The organism is Nonomuraea solani, from assembly GCF_900108335.1.
Classification (GTDB): Bacteria; Actinomycetota; Actinomycetes; order Streptosporangiales; family Streptosporangiaceae; genus Nonomuraea; species Nonomuraea solani.
Genome location: NZ_FNVT01000012.1, coordinates 77,255 through 94,526 on the forward strand (window position 1 = coordinate 77,255; position 17,272 = coordinate 94,526).

At 70.6% G+C, this 17,272-nt stretch carries 18 protein-coding genes; 13 read left to right on the top strand and 5 right to left on the bottom strand.

Annotation, left to right across the window (positions count from 1 at the left end):
* The first annotated feature begins 3 nt into the window (after nt 1-3).
* Genes narH through C4V41_RS35465 form a run of 6 tightly spaced genes read left to right on the top strand, consistent with a single transcriptional unit; the run spans nt 4 to nt 5,267 of the window.
* Entirely contained in the window at nt 4-1,587 is a 1,584-nt protein-coding gene (gene narH / locus C4V41_RS35440) for a nitrate reductase subunit beta (protein WP_103960592.1), read from the top strand.
* Nucleotides 1,584-2,141 carry a nitrate reductase molybdenum cofactor assembly chaperone gene (gene narJ / locus C4V41_RS35445; protein WP_235030574.1) on the top strand — a complete coding sequence of 186 codons (558 nt, stop codon included), beginning with the start codon at nt 1,584-1,586 and terminating at the stop codon, nt 2,139-2,141. The genes narH and narJ overlap by 4 nt, the downstream gene beginning before the upstream one ends.
* Nucleotides 2,138-2,869, top strand: coding sequence for a respiratory nitrate reductase subunit gamma (gene narI / locus C4V41_RS35450; protein ID WP_103960352.1), 732 nt, complete (start codon nt 2,138-2,140; stop codon nt 2,867-2,869). The genes narJ and narI overlap by 4 nt, the downstream gene beginning before the upstream one ends.
* Nucleotides 2,866-3,486 (top strand): phosphotransferase, encoded by a 621-nt coding sequence (locus C4V41_RS35455; RefSeq protein WP_103960353.1) that lies wholly within the window; start codon nt 2,866-2,868, stop codon nt 3,484-3,486. The genes narI and C4V41_RS35455 overlap by 4 nt, the downstream gene beginning before the upstream one ends.
* Nucleotides 3,487-3,508: 22 nt before the next feature.
* Nucleotides 3,509-4,426: a hypothetical protein gene (locus C4V41_RS35460; RefSeq protein WP_103960354.1), complete on the top strand. Its 918-nt coding sequence runs from the start codon at nt 3,509-3,511 to the stop codon at nt 4,424-4,426.
* Nucleotides 4,427-4,460: 34 nt separating this feature from the next.
* A complete protein-coding gene (locus tag C4V41_RS35465) occupies nt 4,461-5,267 on the top strand; it encodes an SDR family oxidoreductase (protein ID WP_103960355.1) in 807 nt (268 codons plus the stop codon).
* On the opposite strand, the gene C4V41_RS62185 is transcribed toward C4V41_RS35465, so the two are convergent.
* Nucleotides 5,225-5,395, bottom strand: coding sequence for a hypothetical protein (locus C4V41_RS62185; RefSeq protein WP_160150501.1), 171 nt, complete (start codon nt 5,393-5,395; stop codon nt 5,225-5,227). The two genes, C4V41_RS35465 and C4V41_RS62185, sit on opposite strands and share 43 nt — an antisense overlap.
* The gene (locus C4V41_RS35470) at nt 5,392-6,063 is read right to left on the bottom strand and encodes a phosphotransferase (RefSeq protein ID WP_103960356.1); all 672 of its coding nucleotides are present in this window, start codon (nt 6,061-6,063) and stop codon (nt 5,392-5,394) included. Before C4V41_RS35470 ends, C4V41_RS62185 begins: the two co-directional genes overlap by 4 nt.
* A gap of 204 nt (nt 6,064-6,267) precedes the next feature.
* Between C4V41_RS35470 and C4V41_RS35475 the strand changes: the two genes are divergently transcribed.
* The 4 genes from C4V41_RS35475 to C4V41_RS35490 all read left to right on the top strand — a co-directional run bounded on the left by C4V41_RS35475 (nt 6,268) and on the right by C4V41_RS35490 (nt 12,471).
* Nucleotides 6,268-6,732, top strand: a complete 465-nt coding sequence (locus C4V41_RS35475) for a hypothetical protein (protein WP_103960357.1) — start codon at nt 6,268-6,270, stop codon at nt 6,730-6,732.
* Between the two features lie 50 nt (nt 6,733-6,782).
* Complete coding sequence (locus C4V41_RS35480; RefSeq protein ID WP_103960358.1) at nt 6,783-9,926, top strand: BTAD domain-containing putative transcriptional regulator; 3,144 nt, start codon at nt 6,783-6,785, stop codon at nt 9,924-9,926.
* Between the two features lie 98 nt (nt 9,927-10,024).
* Nucleotides 10,025-11,179 (top strand): serine hydrolase domain-containing protein, encoded by a 1,155-nt coding sequence (locus tag C4V41_RS35485; protein ID WP_103960359.1) that lies wholly within the window; start codon nt 10,025-10,027, stop codon nt 11,177-11,179.
* 8 nt (nt 11,180-11,187) lie between these two features.
* A complete protein-coding gene (locus tag C4V41_RS35490; protein WP_103960593.1) occupies nt 11,188-12,471 on the top strand; it encodes a serine hydrolase domain-containing protein in 1,284 nt (427 codons plus the stop codon).
* On the opposite strand, the gene C4V41_RS35495 is transcribed toward C4V41_RS35490, so the two are convergent.
* From C4V41_RS35495 to C4V41_RS35505, 3 genes are read right to left on the bottom strand one after another with little or no spacing between them, the layout of a single operon-like run.
* Entirely contained in the window at nt 12,447-13,634 is a 1,188-nt protein-coding gene (locus C4V41_RS35495; protein WP_103960360.1) for an RtcB family protein, read from the bottom strand. The genes C4V41_RS35490 and C4V41_RS35495 overlap by 25 nt on opposite strands.
* 41 nt (nt 13,635-13,675) lie before the next feature.
* Nucleotides 13,676-14,464 carry an SDR family NAD(P)-dependent oxidoreductase gene (locus C4V41_RS35500; RefSeq protein ID WP_103960361.1) on the bottom strand — a complete coding sequence of 263 codons (789 nt, stop codon included), beginning with the start codon at nt 14,462-14,464 and terminating at the stop codon, nt 13,676-13,678.
* A complete protein-coding gene (locus tag C4V41_RS35505) occupies nt 14,461-15,834 on the bottom strand; it encodes a DHA2 family efflux MFS transporter permease subunit (RefSeq protein ID WP_103960362.1) in 1,374 nt (457 codons plus the stop codon). The genes C4V41_RS35500 and C4V41_RS35505 overlap by 4 nt, the downstream gene beginning before the upstream one ends.
* 79 nt (nt 15,835-15,913) lie before the next feature.
* On the opposite strand from C4V41_RS35505, the gene C4V41_RS35510 reads away from it, so the two are divergent.
* The 3 genes from C4V41_RS35510 to C4V41_RS35520 all read left to right on the top strand — a co-directional run bounded on the left by C4V41_RS35510 (nt 15,914) and on the right by C4V41_RS35520 (nt 17,272).
* Nucleotides 15,914-16,534, top strand: coding sequence for a TetR/AcrR family transcriptional regulator (locus C4V41_RS35510; RefSeq protein ID WP_103960363.1), 621 nt, complete (start codon nt 15,914-15,916; stop codon nt 16,532-16,534).
* A 72-nt stretch (nt 16,535-16,606) separates the two neighbouring features.
* Nucleotides 16,607-16,852 (top strand): hypothetical protein, encoded by a 246-nt coding sequence (locus tag C4V41_RS35515; RefSeq protein WP_103960364.1) that lies wholly within the window; start codon nt 16,607-16,609, stop codon nt 16,850-16,852.
* Between the two features lie 12 nt (nt 16,853-16,864).
* On the top strand, nt 16,865-17,272 hold the full coding sequence (locus C4V41_RS35520; protein ID WP_103960365.1) for a hypothetical protein: 408 nt from the start codon (nt 16,865-16,867) through the stop codon (nt 17,270-17,272).

Consider the following 17,272-nt stretch of genomic DNA (forward strand, 5'->3'; position numbering starts at 1 on the left):
GTGATGGCCCAGATCGCCATGGTCATGAACCTGGACAAGTGCATCGGCTGCCATACGTGTTCGGTCACCTGCAAACAGACCTGGACCAACCGGCCGGGCGTCGAATACGTCTGGTTCAACAACGTCGAGACCCGCCCCGGCCAGGGCTATCCCCGCCGCTACGAGGACCAGGAGCGCTGGCGGGGCGGCTGGATACGCACCAAAAACGGCATCAAGCCCCGGGCCGGTGGCCGCCTGCGCAGGCTGCTGACCATCTTCGCCAGTCCGCTCATGCCCTCAATCCAGGACTACTACGAGCCCTGGACCTACGACTACGAGAACCTCACCGCGGCCCCGCTCTCCGACGACGTCCCCGTCGCGCCGCCCAGGTCCCTGATCAGCGGCGAGCCGATGAAGATCCGCTGGAGCGCCAACTGGGACGACGACCTCGGCGGCGACCCGTCGCCCGATCCGCTGCTGGGCAGGCTGGAGGAGCAGGTCAGGCTGGAGTTCGAGAAGGCGTTCATGTTCTACCTGCCGCGCATCTGCGAACACTGCCTCAACCCGTCGTGCGTGGCCGCGTGCCCGTCGGGGGCGATGTACAAGCGGGCCGAGGACGGCATCGTGCTGGTCGACCAGGACCGGTGCCGGGGCTGGCGCATGTGCGTGACGGGTTGCCCGTACAAGAAGGTGTATTTCAACCACAAGACCGGCAAGGCCGAGAAGTGCACGTTCTGCTATCCCCGCGTCGAGGTGGGGCTGCCGACGGTCTGCTCGGAGACCTGCGTGGGCCGCCTGCGCTACATCGGGGTCCTGCTGTACGACGCCGACCGCGTGACCGAGGCCGCCTCGGTGGCCGACGAGCACGACCTGTACGAAGCGCAGCTCGACCTCTTCATCGACCCCCACGGCCCGGAGGCCGCCGCCGCCGGGCTCCCGGCCGACTGGCTGGACGCCGCCCGCAGATCGCCCGTCTACGACCTGATCAAGAAATATCGCATAGCCCTCCCCCTGCACCCGGAATACCGCACCCTCCCCATGGTCTGGTACGTCCCGCCGCTCTCCCCCGTCGTCGACGCCCTGTCCACCACCGGCCACGACGGCGAGGACGCGGGCAACCTGTTCGCCGCCATCGAGGCGATGCGCATCCCGATCGGCTACCTGGCCGAGCTGTTCACCGCCGGCGACCCGGCCCCGGTGAACGCCGCGCTGCGCCGCCTGGCCGAGATGCGGGCGTACATGCGCGGGGTCAACCTGGGCGAGTGGGAGGCCACGCCCGGCGACGACCTGCACGCCATGTACCGGCTGCTCGCGGTGGCCAAATACGAGGATCGCTACGTCATCCCCACCGCGTACGGCAACGTGCCGGGCGTCGTGGAGGAGGGCGGCTGCAGCCTCGACTACGACGGGGGCCCCGGCATGCAGGGGCCGTTCGGCGAGGCGTCGGGCCGGCCCGTACCGGTGTCGATCGAGACCTTCCACGGCCTGAAGGAGCGCCAGACCAGCGACGAGGTCACCCGCGACCGGGTCAACCTCCTCAACTGGGACGGCCGAGGCACCCCGGCGGGACTGTTCCCCCTCAAAAGAGCGCCCAAGAGAGGAAAATGATGAACGAACCCGTCATCTGGCAGGCCGCCGCCCATCTCCTCGCCTACCCCGACGAGCGCTTCTGGCGCCGTCTCCCGCTCATCGAGGAGGCCGCTCAGCCCCATTTCGGGGGTTTCCTCACGCGCGCCACCGAGCTGGGCCCGGGCGAGCTGGCCGCGCACTACGTGGACACGTTCGACCTGAACCGCCGCTGCTGCCTCTATCTGACCTACTACGCCGACGGCGACACCCGCCGCCGCGGCGAGTCGCTGGCCGCGCTGAAGAGCCGCTACCGCGCGGCGGGCTGGGAGCCGATGGAGGACGAGCTGCCCGACTTCCTGCCGGTGCTGCTGGAGTTCGCCGCGCTCGATCCGTCGGGCGCCGATCTGCTGTCCGACCACCGGGCAGGGCTGGAGCTCCTGCTGGCCGCGCTGACCGAGCGCGACTCGCCGTACGCGGACGTGGTCGGCACGCTCTGCGCGACCCTGCCGCCGATCACCGCCGCGCAGCGCACCAGGGCCGCCCGCCTGGCCGCCGCCGGGCCGCCCGCCGAGTCCGTGGGCGTCTACCGATGACCTGGGCCGAGAGCATGCTCTGGGTGGTCGCGCCCTACGTCACCCTGGTGATCTTCGTGGGCGGGCTGATCTGGCGCCACACCTACGACAAGTTCGGCTGGACCACCCGCTCCTCCCAGCTCTACGAGAGCCCGCTACTGCGCGTGGCGAGCCCGCTGTTCCACTACGGCCTGCTGTTCGTGATCGTCGGGCACGTGGCCGGCCTGCTCGTACCGATCTCCTGGACCGACGCCATCGGCGTGTCCAACGACGCCTACCACGTCAACGCGCTGGTCTGGGGCGGCCTCGCGGGCCTGGCCACGCTGGCGGGGCTGGTCCTGCTCATCTACCGCAGGCGCGCCACCGGCCCGGTGTTCCTGGCGACCACGGTCAACGACAAAGTGATGTACGTGGTGCTGGCCGCCGCGATCGTCGCGGGCCTGCTGACGACGGTGGCGGGGTTCGTACCCAGTGAGGTGAGCTATCGGACGACGGTCGCGCCCTGGTTCCGCGGCATCTTCACGCTGCGTCCCGACGCCGAGGCGATGGGCCGGGCGAGCGATCTTTACAAGGTGCACACACTTATCGGGATGGCACTGATCGTCCTTTTCCCGTTCAGCCGCTTGGTGCACGCGCTTTCCGCGCCGTTGGGCTATTTGTTCCGTCCTTACATCGTGTATCGGAGCCGCTCGGATAGCGCGCCGCGGCGCCCGGCAGGGTCCCGGGTACGCCAGAATCGTCCCTTGTGAAGCACGGGTACACCAACAGCACGGTCGGCGACGGCGCCCTGGTCGTGAAGTGCTACCAGGGGCCCGAGGCGGCGTTCAGGTTGAGCACGGAGAGCCGATATCTGCGCCGCCTGCGCGGCCGCCTGCCGGTTCCCCGCGTCCACGAGATCACCTCGACGAGCCTGACCACCCGCTTCGTCGACGGCTCCCACGGCCAGGACCTGCTCGACGAGGGCCGCGTCGTGGAGGTGTTCACCGAGTGCGGCCGGATGCTGGCCCGCATCCACCGGCTGGGCATCGTGCACGGCGACTACGGCCCGCAGAACATGCTGTTCCACCCGGCCACGTTCGAGACGACCGCGATCCTCGACTGGGAGTGGGCCCATCCCGGCCGCCCCGTCGAGGACCTGGCCTGGTGCGAGTGGATCATCCGCAGCCACCACCCCGAGCACGTGCCGCTGCTGACGCACTTCTTCGCCGCGTACGGCGACCCCGTCCCGGCCTGGCCGGAACGTCAGGCCGCCATGGTGGCCCGCTGCCGCGACCTGCTCGACTTCTGCGTCCGGTGGGAGCCGGGCGGGGGCTCGGAGCAGCTCTGGCGCAAGCGTCTCGACGCCACGGCCGCCTGGACGGAGTGAGCCGCCGGGCGGATCATGGGTCATGGACCCACGCACGCGCGCGGCGGTGGATTGGCTCCTGACCGGCGAGGAGCCCGGGATTCGCGGGCAGACCCGGCGCGACCTGCTCGGTGAGCCTCCGGACGAGGACGTCATGAAGGGCAGGAAGGTCCAGGCCCTGCTGGCCCCTGGGCTGGGGCGCGACCCGTACCAGAAGTGGTCCGGCGCCCACTGGCGGCTCGTCTCGCTGGCCGAGCTGGGCGCGCCACCGGGTGAGCCGCACGTCGTGGCCATCGCCGACTACGTGCTGTCCTGGCTCACCAACGGCGGGCGCGGCGTGCGCGTGATCGGCGGGCTGCCCCGGCAGCACGCCTCCATCGAGGGCAACGCCCTGGCCGCCGTCTGCCGCCTCGGCCTGGCCGCCGACCCGCGCGCCGGGCTGCTGGCCGGATGGCTGGTCTCCTGGCAGTGGCCGGACGGCGGCTGGAACTGCGATGAGCGGGCGGGCGGTCACCGCTCGTCCTTCCACGAGACCCTGCCGCCCATGTGGGGCCTGCACGAATACGCGCGAGCCACCGGCGACGAGCCCGCCGCCACGGCCGCGGGCCGGGCCGCCGAGCTGCTCCTGGAGCACCGGCTCTTCCGCTCGCTCGCGACCGGCGAGGTCATCCACCGCGCCTGGCTCGCGCCGCACTATCCGCCCTACTGGCACTACGACATCCTGCAGGCGCTGCTCGTACTGTCGCGGATGGGCCGGGCCGCCGACCCGCGCGCCGCCGACGCGCTCGACGAGCTCGAACGCCGCCGGCTGCGTGACGGCCGATGGCGGAGCGGGGGCCACTGGTTCAACCCGCCGGACCGCCCGTACATGCACGATCCGGCTGATTGGGGCCGATCGGGTCCGAACGAGATGGTCACCCTGAACGCGCTGCGCGTGCTCCGGGCGGCCGGACGTCTTTGACGGTTCTGTCGGTGGCCTTTGCTTGACTCAGGGCATGACTCACCAGGTGATCCTCGTCCTTGGTGCCACGGGCTCCACCGGCCGCCGCGTGGCCGAGCTGCTGCGCGCCGGCGGCCATACCGTACGAGCCGCCTCGCGCGGCGGCCAGACCACGTTCGACTGGAACAGGGCGGAGACATGGGAGGCGGCGGTGACCGGCGCGTCGGCCCTCTACCTCATGGCGCCCGACGGCACGGCGGTCGATCCCGCGTTCGTGTCCCTGGCCGTGGGGCAGGGCGTCGAGCGCATCGTGCTGCTGTCGAGCGGGGGCATCGAGATCATGGGCGACGAGCGGCTGATGTCCGCCGAGCGCACGGTCCGCGACAGCGGCACCGCCTGGACGATCCTGCGGCCGACCTGGTTCGACCAGAACTTCGACGAGGGCTTCTTCCAGCCGGCCATCATGGCGGGCGAGGTGACGCTGCCGATGGGCGACGTGGGCCAGGCGTTCGTGGACGCGGGCGACATCGCGGCCGTCGCCGCCGCGGCTCTCACCGAGGAGGGCCACGCGGGGCGCGCCTACGAGATCACCGGGCCGAGCTCGCTGCCGTTCGGCGAGGCCGTCGGCATCATCGGGCGGACGATCGGGCGGGAGCTGCGCTATCTCGGGGGTGACGAGGACTACATCGCGGGGAACGGGTTCTCGGGCCAGGCGATCGCCGAGGCCAAGGCGTTCGCCGCCCTGCGCGACCTCGGTGACCAGCCCGTCCTGGAGACGGTGAGCGAGGTGACGGGCCGCCCACCGAAGTCGTTCGAGTCCTACGCGGAGGAGGCCGCGGCGGCGGGCGCCTGGCGGGCGTGAACGACCACGGCCAGGCCCACGGCGGTCAGCCCGCAAGCACCGCGCACGACGGTCAGACCGCACTCACCGCGCACGACGGTCAGACCGCACTCACCGCGCACGGCGCCCAGGCCATAGTCAATGCTCACCGCAGTCGGCGGATCAGTGTCACCGCGTCGTCCAGCAGGCCCACTTCCCGTTCGCTGAGCCCTCGGTCGGCGGCACGACGCGCCCTGGCTCGCTCCAGCGGCTCGGCCACGTCCAGCGCGTCGCCGAGCGCCGCGACCAGCGCTCCCAGCGACGACCGCCCCGCCTCCTGCCAATCCGGTAGTTCCGGATCCACGACCACCTGAGCGAGGATCACCGCCGACAGCGCACAGTCCAGCTCGGGCGGCCCCTCCGCCGTGTTGCACCAGTCGATCACCACGGGCCCGTCCGGCGTGAGGATCACGTTGTCCGGATGAAGATCCAGATGCAGCACCCGATCACCGGGATCGGCCGACTCCCTGGCCGGAATCTCGTGCAGCCGCCGCAGCAGCCCCGCCAGGGTCTCTCCCACCTGCTCGGGCGTGATCTCCCCGGCGATCAGGGAGTGCAACATCGTGGTCCCGGACAGCCGCCCCATCACCAGGTCGGTGGGCCGCCCCTCGCCGGGATGGACCTCGGGAACGGGGTAACCGTGCGCGGCCACGTACGCCATGACGGCCGCCTCACGCCGGGCATCGACGTCGAACCGGTAGCGGCGCAGCACCCGGTCGTCGCCGAGCGCGTACACGTCCGCACTACGCCCCGACCCCAGCAACTCCCCGATCTCCATGCGCCCAATTTACCGAGCGAATAACAGCGATGTAATTGGGACTAAGGCCCTGGAACAGCAACAATGCCTGAGGTATGCATACATGGTGGACAAGGAGGACTTGGCCTAGCCATCCGGGCGGACTCCATGGCGCGTCGCAGAACCCGCAAGAGCACCCGTCCACGCCGACCCAGACGACGCACCAGACGCCACAATGCGCTCACGGTGCTCATCACCGAGGTTCTCAGCCTCGTCATCATGGGCATGGCCGCCACATACCAGGAGTGGGCCACCTTCGGCTGGGCCGCCTGCGTCGCGGTGGCGATCCCCTGCTGGCTCATCGCCTGGCAGAAGCCCACGCGTTGCGGAGTCACCACCCTGAAAGGCCATCCTTGTCAGAACCCGACGAATGGCGTCCTGTTCGGCTGCTCGAAACACACGTGGGACAAGCTGCTCGCCCGATTCGGCCTCAAGCGGCGCCCCGCCTCACCTCCAAGGCAGCAGGCCACGCCTGAGAGCCGGCCAAGCATGGCCGGTGCGGCGGCGTTTCACGAACTCCCCGAAGAATCGACGGTCAAGGTCGCGGTGGTGGAGAGCCGGCGCGACACCGTGGCGTTCTGGCTGGCATTGGCGGCGACGGTCGCGGGCGCGATATCAGCGGCAAAGGACGTCACCGAACTGCTCGGCTGAAGCATGGAAACGACCCCTAGGCTGATACGGGTTTCGGGAAGGGGGCAGGGGTGCGGGTGGCCGTGCTTGGGCCGGTCCAGGCGTATGCCGACGACGGGGCCCCGGTCGAGGTCGGTGGTGCCCGGCTGCGGGGGTTGCTCGCCAGGCTGGCCCTTTCGGCGGGCCAGGTCGTGCAGGCGGAAGCGCTGATCGACGCCCTGTGGGGTGAGCGGCCGCCCGCGGGGGCCGTCAAGGCGCTGCACGCCCTGGTGTACCGGCTGCGCAGGGCCCTGGGCAGCGCCGCGATCGAGTCCGTGGCCACCGGCTATCGGTTGCGCGCCGCGCACGTGGACGCCGACCGGTTCGAGGATCTCGCCGATCGGGGCCACCGGGAGCTGGCCGCCGACCGCCCTGAGCAGGCCGCCGCGCTGCTCGGTGAGGCGCTCGCGCTCTGGCGGGGTCCGGCGCTGGCCGACGTGCTCGATGCCTCTTTCGCCGGTACGGCCGCCGCCCGGCTGGAGGAGCTGCGCGTCGCCGCGGCGGAAGACCGGTTCGAGGCCGGGCTGCGGCTGGGCCACCATGCCGGCATCCTCGCCGATCTGGAGGCGGCCGCCGCCGAGCACCCGCTGCGCGAACGGCTGGCCGGCCTGCGCATGCGTGCCCTGCATGCGGTGGGTCGCCAGTCCGATGCCCTGCGGGTGTTCGAGCAGGTTCGCGGCACTCTCGCCGACCAGCTCGGCATCGACCCCTCGGAGGAGCTGCGAGCCATCCGGCTGGCGGTGCTGCGCGGTGAGCGGGAGGCGCCGAAGGTACGGGCCGAGGCGGCGCCCGGCCAGCTGCCCGCGCCGCTGACCAGCTTCATCGGCCGTGACGAGGAGCTGAGACTGCTCGGCGAACTGCTGGAGACCTCCCGGCTGGTCACCGTCGTCGGCCCCGGCGGCGCCGGCAAGACCAGGCTCGCCCTCGAAGCCGCGGCCCGCCACCGCACCCACGGCCGCGGCCGCGTCTGGCTCGTGTCCCTGGCCGGAACCGGCGCCGGAACCGGCGTCGGAGCCGCCGTCGGAGCCAACGCCGGAACCGATGTCGGAGCCGATGTCGAAGCCAACGCCGGAAGCGATGTCGGAGCCAACGCCGGCGTCGTGGCGGAGGCTGTGCTGGGGGCGTTGAGTTCCCCGGGCGCGTGGCCGGTCAGTGGTGGACCGGGGGAGCCGGTGGATCGGGTGGCGGAGTTGCTCGGCGGCGCCGAGGCCCTGCTGGTGCTGGACAACTGCGAACATCTCGTGACGGCGGCGGCCGAGTTCGCCGGCCGGTTGCTGGAGCGCCGCCCGCACCTGACGATCCTGGCCACCAGCAGGGAGCCCCTCAACATCATCGGCGAGGCGATCTGCCGCCTCGGCCCGCTCCCGGAACCGGCCGCCATCCGCCTCTTCACCGACCGCGCGACGGCCGTCCGCCCCGGCATCACCCTCGGCGACGAGCCCCTCGTCGACATCGTGCGCCGCCTCGACGGCCTCCCGCTCGCCCTGGAGCTGGCCGCCGCCCGCCTCCGCACCATGGACGCCGACCAGCTCGCGCGGCGGCTGGACGACCGGTTCCGCCTGCTGACCTCGGGCAACCGGTCCGCCCAGCCCCGCCAGCAGACGCTGCACGCCGTCATCGACTGGAGCTGGGATCTCCTCACCACCGAAGAAAAGACCCTTGCCCGCCGTATCGCGATATTTCCGGCAATAACCGGTGGCAAAGCCATCGAAGCGACCTGCTCCGACCGGACGCTACCCCCCGGAGACGTCATCTACGTGCTGGGCTCCCTGGTCGACAAGTCCCTGGTGGAGCGCACCGCGAACGGCTACCGCATGCTGGAGACCATCCGCGCCTACGCCGCCGCGAAACTCGACGCCGCCGGCGAACGCGAGACGACACGGCACCGGTTCACCCGTCACTTCGCCGACCTCGCCGAGGAACACGAGCCGCTGCTGCGCTCCCACAAGCAGGAAGAGTCGCTGCGCCTGTTCGACGCCGAGTACGACAACCTCGTCCACGCACTGCGTACGGCCATCGACGATCACGACGCCACATCCGCCGCCCGCCTCCTCGCCACCCTGCACTGGCACTGGAAAATGGTGCGCTACGAACCACGGAGCGAGGCGTACGTGGCCAGGGTGCTGGAACTGGAGCTGCCCACCGGCACCCGAGCCGCCTTCACCATCCTGCGCGCGACGGGCGACGACGCGCCGGCCACCACGTACGACCAGGTGAGAACCCTCATCGAGCAAATCGCCCTGGAACGCCACCCCACCCTGCTGCCGGCGACACTCTTCATGGCCTACGCCGCCGGCCTGGACGAGCCGGCCGGACACGAGATCGCCCGAGTACGAAGCCGCCCCGACACCTGGGCCACCGCCTGCACCTTCTTCGTAGAGGTGATCATCGCCTCCCAGCGCGGCGACCTGGAAACCGCCGCGACGGCGCTGGAGCGTGCGTTCCACATGTTCGAGGAGACCGGCGACCGGCTGTGCACCGCGCTGGTGCTGACCATGGTGGCGCAGTCCTGCTCCCTCCGTGGCGACCACGACGGAGCGATCGCCGCCTACGAGCGCGCCCTCGCCCTGACCCCCCACCACGGGATCACCCACCGGCTCGCGCTCGCCGTCGAACGAATGCGGGCGGGAGACCTGCCCGGCGCCCGCCACGACATCGAGATCGCCGAACGGGCCGCCTGGGAGAGTGTGCGGCAGCTCGAGGTCATGGGCGCGTGGGTGGAGCTGTACCGTCGCGCCGGCGAGGTGGAACGGGCCGAGCTGGAACTCGATCGGGCCGAGCGGGTCGCCCGGGAGGGTTCCCTTCCGCCCATTGACGCGATCAAGGGCTTCGTTCTCCGCGCCCGGATGGCGAACCTGCTGACGGCCGGCGACGCGGAACGCGCACGAGCTCTCCTTCCCGGCCTCGCCCGGATCGCGGCTCCGCTGCGCGACCTGGCCCTTGAGGCTCAGCACCTGGCCAGGCTGCTCCATCTCGAAGGCGACCCCGCCGGCGCCGCCACCGCGCTCGGCATGAGCCAGGCGGTCCGTGGCACGTTCGATCACGGTGATCCCGAGCTTCGCGAGCTCGCCGCCGCCCTGGCCGAACGGCTCGGCCCAGCGTACGAAACGGCCTATCGAGAGGGCGCGCGCCTGCCCCGGCAGGACGTCATCGACCGCCTGACCGGCGACGACTGATATCACCGCGCTGTCACCCGCTTATCAGCGCCGCTCCCCATGGTGGAGGCCCTGACCGGCGTACCGGTCGGGCCGTTCCCATCTACCAGGAGTGCAGAATGACCAGTTCAAGACGCGAGCGGGTGCAGGAGGTGCTGGACCGGGCGGTGGCCGAGGGCAGCGCCCCCGGCATCGTCGCCGAGATCCAGGACCAGGACGGCGGCTGGTTCGGCTCGGCCGGAGTGGCCGACCTCGAAACCGGCCGTCGCCGCGAGCCCGGGGAGCAGTTCCACGCCGGCAGCAGCGGCAAGGCGTTCACCGCCGCCGCGATGCTGACGCTGGAGGCCGAAGGCCGGCTGAGCCTCGACGACACGGTGGACACCTGGCTGCCCGGCGTGATCACCGGCAACGGCAACGACGGCCGCGAGATCACCATCTGGCAGTTGCTCACCCACACCGGCGGCCTGGGGATCACCGGCCTGAGCGCCGAGATCGTCCGGAAATATCACACCAGGGCCGGGGCCGAAGAGCACCGCTACGACGTCCTGACCGTCGACGAACTGCTGAAGCGCCAGCTCGCCATTCCACCGCTGTACAAGCCGGGCGAGGACTTCGCCTACTCCAACGGCGGCTACCACATCGCCGGCGCGATCATCGAGAAGGCGACCGGCCGCAGCTACGAGGATGAGCTCGACCGGACGGTCATCCAGCCGCTCAAGCTGACCGGCACCTACGCGCGCACCTTCGCCGAACGGCGGTACCGGGGGCCGCACACCAAGGCGTACACGAGGATGTTCATCCGGGACGGCGTCGATCCGGACAGCCTCACCCCCGACAACTACGCCTCGCTCCTGCTGGGCCCTGAGTCCGATCCGGTCGACGTCACCGACAGGACCATTCCCACGTGGGCCGCCGGCGGCGTCGTCTCGACCACCGGCGACCTGATCCGCCTCCTGCGCGCGCTGACCACCGGCTCCCTGCTCCCGCCCGCGCAGCACCGCACGATGTGGCGCACCGTCCCGACCAGGGACTGGATCCCCAACGCCCGGTACGGCACCGGCGTGGCCCAATGGCCGCTGGCCGACGGCCGCGTGCTCCACGTGGTGGCCGGGGTGGAGGGCGGCACCGTCAGCGTGACCCTGGGCACCCCCGACGGCGGCCTGATCGTCTCCACACATCTCAACGGCGACTGGAACTGGTACATGACCTGCTACCAGATCGCCGAGGCCGCGTTCGGCTCCCCTTTCCTTCTCCCCAATGAGGCTTCCCAGTGAGGACGACCATGCTGGCTGACCTGATCGCCGAACACCGGGTGCCGGGGGCGGTGCTCGCCGTGTACGCGAACGGGGAATTCCAGGAGCACGCCGCGGGCGTGCTCAACACCCGCACCGGCGTCGAGGTGACCACCGATTCGCTGTTCCAGATCGGCTCCATCTCCAAGGTCTGGACCGCCACCCTGGCGCTGCAACTGGTCGAGGAGGGAAAGCTCGACCTCGACCGGCCCGTCCGCGCGTACCTGCCGGAATTCCGGCTGGCGGACGAGTCCGCGGCCGCGCTGATCACCACCCGCCACCTGCTGTGCCACATGGCGGGCTTCGAGGGAGACCTGGTCACCGACACCGGCCGCGGCGACGACGCCATCGCCCGGTACGTCGAATCACTCGCCGAGGCACCCCAGGTCTTCGCACCGGGCGAACTGTTCTCCTACAACAACGCCGGCTACTGCGTGATCGGCCGGATCATCGAAGTCCTGCGCGGCAAGCCGTACATCCAGTGCCTGCGCGACCACCTCATCCAGCCGCTGAAGCTCACGCACACGGCCACCGACGCGGACGAGGCCATCCTGCACCGGGCCGCCGTGGGCCATGCCCCCGAGCCGGTCGGGCTCTGGGCGCTGCCCCGCTCTCTCGCGCCCGCCGGCTCCGCGCTGACGATGACCGCCCGCGACCTGCTCACCTTCGCCCGCGGCCACCTGTCCGACGACGGCACCGCGGTCGCCATGCGGGCCGAACAGGTGCACATGTCCCCCATCACCGCGCACGGCGACGCGTGGGCACTCGGCTGGGAGGTCTTCCACGTCGGCGAGCACACGATCTACGGCCACAACGGCGACACCATCGGCCAGTCCGCGTTCCTGCGACTCGTCCCCGAACGGGACCTCGCGGTCGCGCTCCTCACCAACGGCGGCGAGGGCGTGCCCCTGCACCACGAACTCTTCAGCCACGTCCTGCGCGAACTCGCCGGCATCGACCTGCCCGCGCTGCCCACCCCGAGCCCCGGCCCCGCCATCGACGCGAGCCGCTACGTCGGCGGCTACGGCAACGCGATGCTGAACATCACCATCAGCCAGGACGAAAGCGGCACCATCTGGGCTGACCAGACCGGATCCCCACGTTTCCGGCTCCTGCCCCACGACGGCGACACCCTGATCAGCGCTGAGCCGGCCCAGGGCATCCACCGCATGCAGGTCTTCGTCGGCGACGACGGCCACGGCAGGGCACGTTTCCTGCACATCGGACGTGCCCTGCCCCGGCTACCCGATCAGCCCTTGACGCAGATGAGCTGACGAAGGTGCGCGACCACCTGCACGAGATCCGTCTGGGCGGCCATCACGGACTCCAGGTCCTTGTACGCCCCCGGAATCTCATCGATGACCCCGGGGTCCTTACGGCACTCCACCCCCGCGGTCTGCTCCTCCAGGTCCTTGACCGTGAACGTCTTCTTGGCCTTGTTCCTGCTCATCTTCCGCCCGGCCCCGTGTGAGGCCGAGTTGAAGGCCGCGCCGTTACCGAGGCCCTTGACGATGTAGGTGCCGGTGGCCATCGAGCCCGGGATGATCCCCAGCTCACCGCTGCCGGCCCGGATCGCGCCCTTCCTGGTCACGAGCACGTCGACCCCGTCGTACCGCTCCTCCGCCACGTAGTTGTGGTGGCAGGAGATGGGCTGGTCGAACGAGATCTCCGGCAGGTGGGTCCGCAGGACATCGCACACCAGGCCCATCATGAGCGACCGGTTGCGCCGCGCGTAGTCCTGGGCCCAGAACAGGTCACGCCGGTACGCGTCCATCTCCGGCGTGCTGCCGAGGAACACCGCCAGGTCCCGGTCCACGAGCCCCTGGTTGTGCGACAGGCCGCGGGCGACCCCGATGTGGTGCTCGGCCAGTTCCTTGCCGATGTTGCGCGACCCGGAGTGCAGGACCACCCAGACCCGGCCCTCGTCGTCGGCGCACACCTCCAGGAAGTGGTTGCCGCCGCCCAGCGTGCCCATCTGGACGTGGGCCCGCTCGCGCCGCGCGTGCACCTCGGGGGCCAGGTCGTCGAAGTCGTTCCAGAACTTCGCCCACCCGGCCGTGTTCAGCCCCCGCACCTGGCCGGGGTCGACGGCCTCCTTGTGGCTCCCGAACCCGACGGGCACGGCCTGCTCGAGCTTGCGCCGCAGGAAGGCGAGGTCGTCGGGCAGTTGCGAAGACCTGTACGACGTCTTCACCGCCGTCATCCCGCACCCGATGTCCACGCCGACGGCCGCCGGCGACACCGCGTCCTTCATCGCGATGACCGACCCCACCGTCGCGCCCTTGCCATGATGGACGTCCGGCATGACGGCGACACCGTGCACCCACTCCAGGTTCGCGACGTTGCGCAGTTGCTGCATCGCCTGCGGATCGACCTGCTCCGGCTCCGCCCACATCCTGATGGGCCGTCGGGTCCCGGTCACCTCGTTGTACGTCATCTCGTATCGCCTCCTCCCGATCGCCTTCCGAACGTGATCTATCAGGCCAGAGTCCCCATACCCCCCGCAACCGAATTAGCCCTGATCAGGTCCAGCGTGGTCGCGTGCAGCCGCTCCGCCTCCCCAGGATCGGCCGCCGGGTCGATGGGACGCTCTCGCATGAAAGCGCTGAGCGGCACGGCGGGCGGGTCGTCGATGCGCGCCATGATCGGCTTGATGCCCTCCTCGACCGGCATCCCGTGCCTCCGCAGCGCCTCGGCGTGCGGCGCGGTCACCGCGTCGTACTGCCCGGCCACGCTCGTCGCCACCCCGCCTGGATGAATGAGCACATATCCGGTACGGTCCCCATGCCGGGCCGCGAACCCCACCCCGAGCAGATCGTTGGCCTTCCCCGCCTGGAACTGGGCCGCGACACCGTCGTACCGGCGCTCGAACATGAGATCGTCCCACCGGAGCCGCGTCGGCTGCCCCGGCCCCGACACGTTGACGATCGTCCGCACCCCCGCCAGCCCGTAGCTGAGCAGGAACCGGCTCAGATAGTCCAGCGCGAACGTCCCCTCCACCCCCTCATCCGTCACGAACCGGCTCGTACGGAAGTACCGCGCGCACAACACCAGCGCGTCCACCTCGGGAAACCGGTCGTTGAGCGCCTCGATCACCCGCCGGTTCTCGCGGATCAGGCTCAGATCGGCCCGGACGAACTCGGCTCCCGGCACCACCTTGCCGGCGTCCCGCCCCACGACGACGACCCTGTCGCCCCGCCCGAGGTAGGCACGCGCGAGCGCCCTCCCCATGCCGTCGGTACCGCCGGTGATCACCAAGGTCTTCATGAGGTCCTCACAAGTTCTTCGTCCGTGACCGCCCGCGCGTTCGGGCGACCGGGCAGCAGCGGGACGGCGGCCAGGACGATCACGTTCATCGCCACGGCGATCCAGAAAACGCCCTGAAACCCGGCCGCCGTCTGCACGACGACCGCGACCAGGGCGACGCCGAGGGCCGCCCCGAGCTGGTTGAGCATGTACAGCACCGAACTCCCCTGCGCCACCATCGGCGGTGGCAGCGTCCGGTAGAGCGAGCCCATCGTCGGCGCGCTGAAGAACCCGCTGCCCAGCCCGTACGTGAGCGCCGCCAGCGCCGGCCACACCTCCGGCGTGTCAGGGCCGATCCGCGTGAGGGCGAACGCGCTCAGGATCGCCACGACCGCGCCCCCGCTGGCCAGCCCCCGCGCGCCGAGCCGATCGGAGAGCCGGCCCGCCAGCGGCATCGCGATCGAGCCGCCGATGCCGAGCGGGGCCATGAGCAGCCCCGCGGCCAGGACGCCGTGCCCGTGCGCCTGCTGGTAGTACAGCGGCAGCGCGAACAGGGCCGCGAACAGCCCCATGCCGCCGAGCCCCATGATCGCGACGCTGGCGCTGAACCCGCGGTTGGCGAACAGCCGCAGGTCGATCAGCGGCGACGGCTTCCTGGCGTGCGCCGCGTACCCGATCAGCAGCACGCCGCCCACCACCGCGGGCCAGAGCGGCTCGACCGACTGCGACAGCGCCAGCACCACGGCCGCGAACCCGGGCCCGAGCAGGGCCAGCCCCAGGACGTCCAGCCGCACCACACCGCCGTCCCCCGGCCGGTCGGCGGGGAGCACCCGCGCGGCGAGCACCAGGGCGACGAGCCCGACGGCCACGCTGACCAGGAACATCGCCCGCCACGTGAACCCACCCAGAATCGCCCCGCCCGCGATCGGCCCGAGCACCGGCCCGAGCGACAGGACCACTCCCATCAGCCCCATCACCCGCCCGGCCCGGCGTGGCCCGGCGGCGCGGGCGAGCAGGATCAGGACGAGCGGGTCGAGCAGCCCGGCCCCGACCCCCTGCACCACCCGGAACGCGATCAGGCTGCCGACGTTCCAGGCCAGCCCGGCGGCCAGCGACCCGGCCAGGAAGATCACCAGCCCGGCGAGCCAGAGCCGCTTGCCGCCGTACCGGTCGACGGCCCAGGTGGTGAAGGGGATGGTGGCGGTCACGGCGAGCAGGAACCCGGTGGACGCCCAGCCGATCGTGCCGAGCGAGGCGCCGAAGGCGACCGCCAGGGTGTCGGTGGCGACCGCCGCCATCGTGCTGTTGAGAATCCCCAGCAGCCCACCGAGCAGCACGACGGCGATCGTCCCGAGCAACCGCCCATCGAACCGATCATCATTTGAACTCATGAGTTCAAAGTAGCTACCTCCATAGTTCTGTCGCAACTCGAACGAACAGCAACTTGAACCAGTGAGTACAATTAACGGCATGACCACCACGCGCGGACGGATCGACAAGCGGCAGGCGATCCTGGAGGGCGCGTTCACCGTGTTCTCCCGGCTGGGTTACGCGCAGGCCGGCGTGCAGGACATCGCGGACGAGGCCGGGGTGGCCAAGCCGACGGTCTACAACCACATGACCGACAAGGCCACACTGTTCAGGCACGCCATCGAGACCGCCGCACGCACCATCCTCGACCAGCGGATCGCCGCCCTGGAGCCGCTCGCCACCCCCGGCGACGACCTCCGCGCCACGCTGGAGGAGGTCGCCCGCGCCCTGCTCCGCCTGCACACCGACGGCCGCTCGTGCGCGCTGCGCCGGCTGCTCTACTCGGAGATCACCCACTTCCCCGACATTCTCGACATCGTCGTTGAAAGTGGCCCTGACCGGCTCAACCAGGCCGTGGCGGACCGGATGGCCCGGCTTGCGCTCGCGGGCCGGCTCCGCACCACGGACCCCGACCTGACGGCCGAACAGTTCATGGCCCTGCTCCTCGGCCCTCTGGAGGCCCGCTCCCAGATGGGGACCCGCGTGCTCGAAGAGGCGGAACTGCAGGTCATGGCCCGTACGGCCGTGGACACGTTCGTACGGGCCTGGGGCACGCCCTAACCAACACGCATGGCGAAATAGTGCCGACAAGACCCCTTGTCGATGGTAGGCAAGGGATATAGTCTGCCGCGTGTGGTAGAACGAGACGACTACGCGGCCATCCGCGATCGGATCATCGGGCTCTCCCACCTCCACGGCCTGCGCTGCGACTGGACGGAGACGACCAGGCGGCGGCGCTTCCTCCTGCTGTGGGACCCCGAGGGCCGGGTCGCGGCCCGCGCGATCGTCCCGCTTTACCCGGGGGAGACACCGCATCTGGTGGACCTGCTCGAACGAGGGCTGACGCACCTGTTCGGCGACGACTGGCTGAAGGACTGACTGGAGCACCCGATGACCGCAGACCGCGTCGACGTCCACGTCACCATGGCCGGCACCCTGTGGCTCGCTCAAGTGGACGGCGTGGCCGGCGGCATGTCCGCCCGTACGCTGAAGGAGTTGCAGGGCGACGTCGCCGAGGCGCTCCCGTTCCTGTTCGCCGACCGCGCCCAGCCGCCGGCGCCGTTCTACCGCTACGCGCTGCCCGGCCTGTCCGAACAGGACCTCGACGACTTCGCCGCCCTCCAGCGCCAGGCCGCCGCGATCGCCGAGGACTACACGCGCACGCTGAAGAAACGCGTCAAGCACATGAACGAGCTCGGCCTGTCCGACGGCGACATCGGCGAACTGCTCGGGCTCACCAAGCAGCGCATCCAGCAGATCCGCACGAACGCCAACGACGAGTCCCGCCAGACGGCATAG

Coding starts and splice junctions, on each gene's coding strand:
- narH (WP_103960592.1), top strand. CDS start 4: ATGGCCCAGATCGCCATGGTCATGAACCTGGACAAGTGCATCGGCTGC.
- narJ (WP_235030574.1), top strand. CDS start 1,584: ATGATGAACGAACCCGTCATCTGGCAGGCCGCCGCCCATCTCCTCGCC.
- narI (WP_103960352.1), top strand. CDS start 2,138: ATGACCTGGGCCGAGAGCATGCTCTGGGTGGTCGCGCCCTACGTCACC.
- C4V41_RS35460 (WP_103960354.1), top strand. CDS start 3,509: ATGGACCCACGCACGCGCGCGGCGGTGGATTGGCTCCTGACCGGCGAG.
- C4V41_RS35465 (WP_103960355.1), top strand. CDS start 4,461: ATGACTCACCAGGTGATCCTCGTCCTTGGTGCCACGGGCTCCACCGGC.
- C4V41_RS35470 (WP_103960356.1), bottom strand. CDS start 6,063: ATGGAGATCGGGGAGTTGCTGGGGTCGGGGCGTAGTGCGGACGTGTAC.
- C4V41_RS35485 (WP_103960359.1), top strand. CDS start 10,025: ATGACCAGTTCAAGACGCGAGCGGGTGCAGGAGGTGCTGGACCGGGCG.
- C4V41_RS35490 (WP_103960593.1), top strand. CDS start 11,188: ATGCTGGCTGACCTGATCGCCGAACACCGGGTGCCGGGGGCGGTGCTC.
- C4V41_RS35495 (WP_103960360.1), bottom strand. CDS start 13,634: ATGACGTACAACGAGGTGACCGGGACCCGACGGCCCATCAGGATGTGG.
- C4V41_RS35500 (WP_103960361.1), bottom strand. CDS start 14,464: ATGAAGACCTTGGTGATCACCGGCGGTACCGACGGCATGGGGAGGGCG.
- C4V41_RS35505 (WP_103960362.1), bottom strand. CDS start 15,834: ATGAGTTCAAATGATGATCGGTTCGATGGGCGGTTGCTCGGGACGATC.
- C4V41_RS35510 (WP_103960363.1), top strand. CDS start 15,914: ATGACCACCACGCGCGGACGGATCGACAAGCGGCAGGCGATCCTGGAG.
- C4V41_RS35520 (WP_103960365.1), top strand. CDS start 16,865: ATGACCGCAGACCGCGTCGACGTCCACGTCACCATGGCCGGCACCCTG.